The 4836-nt window shown below is 26.6% G+C and carries 2 protein-coding genes and 1 pseudogene; 1 reads left to right on the plus strand and 2 read right to left on the minus strand.

Annotated elements, in window-relative coordinates:
- Window positions 1-181: pseudogene (locus tag D9R21_RS07115) on the plus strand (IS3 family transposase); the annotation flags it as partial.
- A gap of 36 nt (window positions 182-217) precedes the next feature.
- On the opposite strand, the gene D9R21_RS04360 reads toward D9R21_RS07115, so the two are convergent.
- Both D9R21_RS04360 and D9R21_RS08395 read right to left on the minus strand, forming a co-directional pair.
- Window positions 218-3688, minus strand: coding sequence for an ABC transporter permease (locus tag D9R21_RS04360; RefSeq protein WP_126821248.1), 3471 nt, complete (start codon window positions 3686-3688; stop codon window positions 218-220).
- 314 nt (window positions 3689-4002) lie between these two features.
- Window positions 4003-4530 carry a cation transporting ATPase C-terminal domain-containing protein gene (locus D9R21_RS08395; RefSeq protein ID WP_241568768.1) on the minus strand — a complete coding sequence of 176 codons (528 nt, stop codon included), beginning with the start codon at window positions 4528-4530 and terminating at the stop codon, window positions 4003-4005.
- Window positions 4531-4836 lie beyond the last annotated feature (306 nt).

The following is a 4836-nucleotide window of genomic DNA, read 5'->3' on the forward strand; positions in this document are numbered from 1 at the left end:
GGGTAAAAATTATCATTGTGCTGATAATATTGTTATTGAAAGTTTTCATTCTTTATTAAAAAAAGCAACAATTCATAACAATATTTACTTATCGCATGATGAATATATTAATGATGTTAAAAAATGAAATAAATGATATTCAAGCCGCAAAGAAAAGGATATAATAAATAAAAGTTTATAAACCTTTTTTACTAATACTTACTTTTTGGGGTGCACTCTATAATTTATTCTTTTTAATTTTTCAAATCCCTACTCCAATTACTGAAATTAAAATAAAGCCAATTGCTAATGTTGCTATTGAAACAACATAAGATGAAAAGGAAGGAATTAATAACATTCCGGTACTTTTAAAAACAATATGAGCAATGACATTCCATAATAATTGGGCAATAACATAACTTAAAACATAACCTAAAACAATTGCAAATAAGTAAAATCCTAAAACAATTGCAATAATTTTTCATGTTGGATATCCAAGGACTTTTAAAGTTAAGATTGTACGGCGATTTTCATCAAGCACCACAGCAATTAAGACTGATAAAATTAAAGCAACAATGACAATTGTTAATCCTTCTAAAACATTAAGAACATCCCGGACAGTTCGCATTCCTTGTGAATAATTTTCTCGTAAAGTATCAAATGGTCATATTTTGTTAATGCCATTTAATAATTTTAAATTTGTTCTTAAGTCCAATGCATTTTTAAGATCCGGTTTTTTATTATTATCAAACATTGTAAAATCATAATTATCGTTTAATGAAAATGACGAAATAATACGATAAGGCTGCAAGGTTACTCCCAATGGACTAGCTCGTGATGCAACAACATTATAATAAGGATTTGGTAAAAATTGTTCTCCTTTTTTAGTTAAATTAACTCATTGGTTCATAACCGTAACTAATGAATCTTGATTCATATAAATATTCCCTGAACTAATATCAGCATCATTTGAACCAATCACTTTAAAAGCAACTGGAACATACCCAATAGCATTTGTAATTCGAACATTTAATTTAAAAATATCCCCCGAAACTAAATTCATCGATTGATAAACCCGTTTTGCTAAAAGAACTGGTATTGGTTCATTAATTGGAACATTTGAGTCATTCCCAGTAGGGTCTGAACTAATTTTATAGCCAAAGACTTCTTTTTGGGCAATATCACTTGGTGTTGTCTTAGAACGATAATTCAATAATTGATTACGCTCTGTTTCATCACTTGTTAACCCAACAACATTTAATTGTGAAACTGGATTTTTTGAATTTTTAGTATCATCTGGACTTCAACCTGCTGATAAGAAAACATACGGGAAATCATAATTTTTATTATAAACCATATATTGTCCTAAATAAATATCTGGGTATTGAACATTAGTTGTTGTACTTAAACTATTAACCAAATTAATTCCACTAATAATTGTTTGAATATCAGCTTCATTTATTCCTTTTTCAATTAAAAATGGTTTCATAAGATTAATAATTTTTACTAAATTATCTCATCCATTAATTCATTCACCAGACTCATTATCCTTAACTTTATAATTAGCAACTGCCTCAACTGTTGTTGCACTTATATATGGATATGTTTTTGTTTCTTCATCATAATTAATCTTACTTCTAACAAGAGTTGCACCACTTGGATCACCAATAATATTTAATAAATCACCACAATTTTTTTTCATATTTTTTGAATCTGAAACAGATAGACTTGTAAAGCACATCAATGGATTTGGAAAATTAAATGTTTTATTATCATCAAGAATTTTTGCCTCATGGTAATAATTCATACGCTTATCAGCCGTAATTCACTGATAAGTTTTACTATTGCTGGCTTCTTGTGCAATATCTTGTTGATCATAACTAGCAATTAAATATGATTTAATATCATTCTTAAAATAACGGAAAGAATCTTTAACAATTCCTTGTGCCATTACTCCTGCATCCAACTGGAAAATTAACAAAAAGAACGAAAAAGCTAAAACAATTAATACCATAATTCATTTTCCTAAAGATTTTAGTGCAAAGGTAAATGATAAATGAACATTAAATGTTAATCCAAAATGAGCATATTTACGACCTTTTTTTAATTTTTTAGGACGAAAACTTAAATTAGAACCTTTTAAATCATAAATTAAATCCAAGGCTGTCCGACTTAAAAGAATAAATGAGATTAAGAAAGACATCCCAATAAAAATAAGTGGAATAAAAATTGTCGCTGAAACAAAAATTAGTGGATTAAAATAAAATGATGATAATGGTAATCCTATTGAATATAAATTTGAACCAGTGAAATACATTTGCAGAGGAATACTTAAAGCTCATCCTAATAAACAACCAATTAAAGTTGTAAAAATAATGTTAAAAGTAAAAATAAATGATAATTCAAAGCGATGATATCCTAATGATTTTAAGACTCCAATTTGTCGTTTTGCATTAGTAATATCTTTTTTAATGAAAAAAGCAATAATAAATAAAATAATAATTGAACAAGCAACAGCAATTAAAGTATTAATAATAAAACCAGTATTTGTTAACATAACAACTTGTCCCGGTAATGATGCTTCAAAAGCGACAATTGCATTATCAGGCGCTACAAAATAATTGCTTAAAACTTTTCTTAATAAAGTTATTTTTTGTGGTTCAGTTAAATTACCATTAACATTAATAAAACTAGTAATTTTTTCAGTTCCATTTGAAAAATTTTGCTTGATAGCATTAAAATTAATATCATTCATAAATAATACTGAACCATTTTTTAAATCAATAATTTTATGACCAGTAGCAAGAGTTGGTAGACTTACTAAATCAGGATAAATATTACTTACCTTTGCCCCATATCCAATAATATTAAATTGTAAATTTTGACTATTTCCTAAATTAAAGTGTCCACCAAGTTTTAAATGATTATAATTAGCATATTGTTTATTTAAAATAATGTTATTTTCTGTTAAATCACTAATATGTTCTCATTTTGTTACTTCAAAAAGACGATTAAACGGAGTATAAAAAATATTATTACCTCGTCAACCATCACCGTTATATAATAAATTTTTATTTTTGTTAACAGCAGTAGCATTAAAATATTGCGTATCTTTTGCTAAATTATTTGCAGTAAATTGATAACCAACATTAAAACTAAGTTCTAAGCCAACTTTGTCACCATTAATTAAATCATTTAAAAGACTTTCATCTGGATTATGAATAATATAACTTAAAAAAGCAGCAGTAAGATTCTTATTAAAATTTTTAACTAAGGCAGTAAAAGAAGCTGTCCCCATTTCTGGGTTTAAGTATGATGGTTCTTTTGTTCATTTACAAATTTCAGAATTAGTTAAATCACAATTTAACCCTAAAACATCAGCACGAATATTATTAAATGTTAAATGCTCAGCATCAATTTTTGACTCATTATAAAACTGAGCTAAAAAAGTACAATTATTTTCATTTATTTTTCAAGCAGGATTTCTTTTTCACACATTATTATCAATATTTAAACTATCTACTCGAATTTTATATTGATAAGGAAGACTATTTTTATTAATATCATTTAAGCCATTTTTAACTTGAAAAACAGTTGAAAAAAGAGCTGTAAAGGTTAAAACTGCACCAATAATAAACAAAATTAACCCAATAAATTGAGTTATTTTTTTTGTAAACCCTCGCGTAGTCTCTTTTGCAAGATTTCACATATTATTCACCCATTCCAATAATCACTAAGTTAATTATATAAGAAAAATAACTAATTTTAAAAAATATTGAAAAACTTTAATTGCTTAATAAATTAAAAATTTTTTGCTTTCCTTTAGTAGTTGGGCTGACAACATTTTATAATAAGACTTAATAAAACAATTTTTAATGTTATTCTTTTATCGTTTGATTAATTTACGAAATGCATCATATCCCAACAGTATTAATAATGGAAGCACCATCATTCCTAATGATACTACAGTCATTTGTCAAGATAACAGTGGTGAAGTGTCAAATTTATGTTCTTTGGTTGTTGTTAAAAAAATAAGTTTAAACCCGGTGTATAAACCATCAAAAAATTTAATACCAACGCAATTACTGAAGCAACTAATAAATAATAATTAGTCGGAGGAACATTATATTGTGTTTTAATTCGATAATTTGGTAATTGAATTGCAAAAGCAAAAATTACTGGTGAACAAGCCATTACTAAGATTGTCGCAATTTTAGCATCTTCAATATTATGAAAAATATCTTTACCAATAAAAAATGTACCAATAACAGTAGCAGCTTTTACAAAAGCTAAATATAAAATTGTAACTAAACTATTGGTAAAAAAAGTTTCTTTCTTACTTCGTGGTTTTTCTAGCATTAAGCCATCATCATTATTTCCTAAACCAATTGTAATTGACATTAATGTTTCAATGACTAAGTTAAACCATAAAATGTTAACAGAATCAAATGGTTTAATTTTAGTTGTAACTAAAATAATAATAAAAGCTAACACATTTGCTAATTGTGCAATACAAACAAAAGCAATAACCCGTTTAATTTTATGATACACATTCCGTCCTTATTCAACACCACGAATAATTGTTGAAAAATTATCATCTTGTAAAATAATATTTGCAGCTTCTTTTGAAACATTTGTCCCTGTTTTTCCCATTGCAACACCAATATCAGCTTTACTTAAACTTGGGGCATCATTAACGCCAAAGACTGCACCCCAAAAAGTAAGTAAAATTAAAAAAGAACTTTACTAAACTTTTAGAGGAGGTGCATTTTTTAATGGCAGGAAAAGAACAAAAATTTAAAACATATACTGCAGAATTTCGAAAAAATACAGTAAAAGAAATTGAACAAACATCGC

It is taken from the genome of Spiroplasma endosymbiont of Megaselia nigra (assembly GCF_003987485.1).
Classification (GTDB): Bacteria; Bacillota_I; Bacilli_A; order Mycoplasmatales; family Mycoplasmataceae; genus Spiroplasma.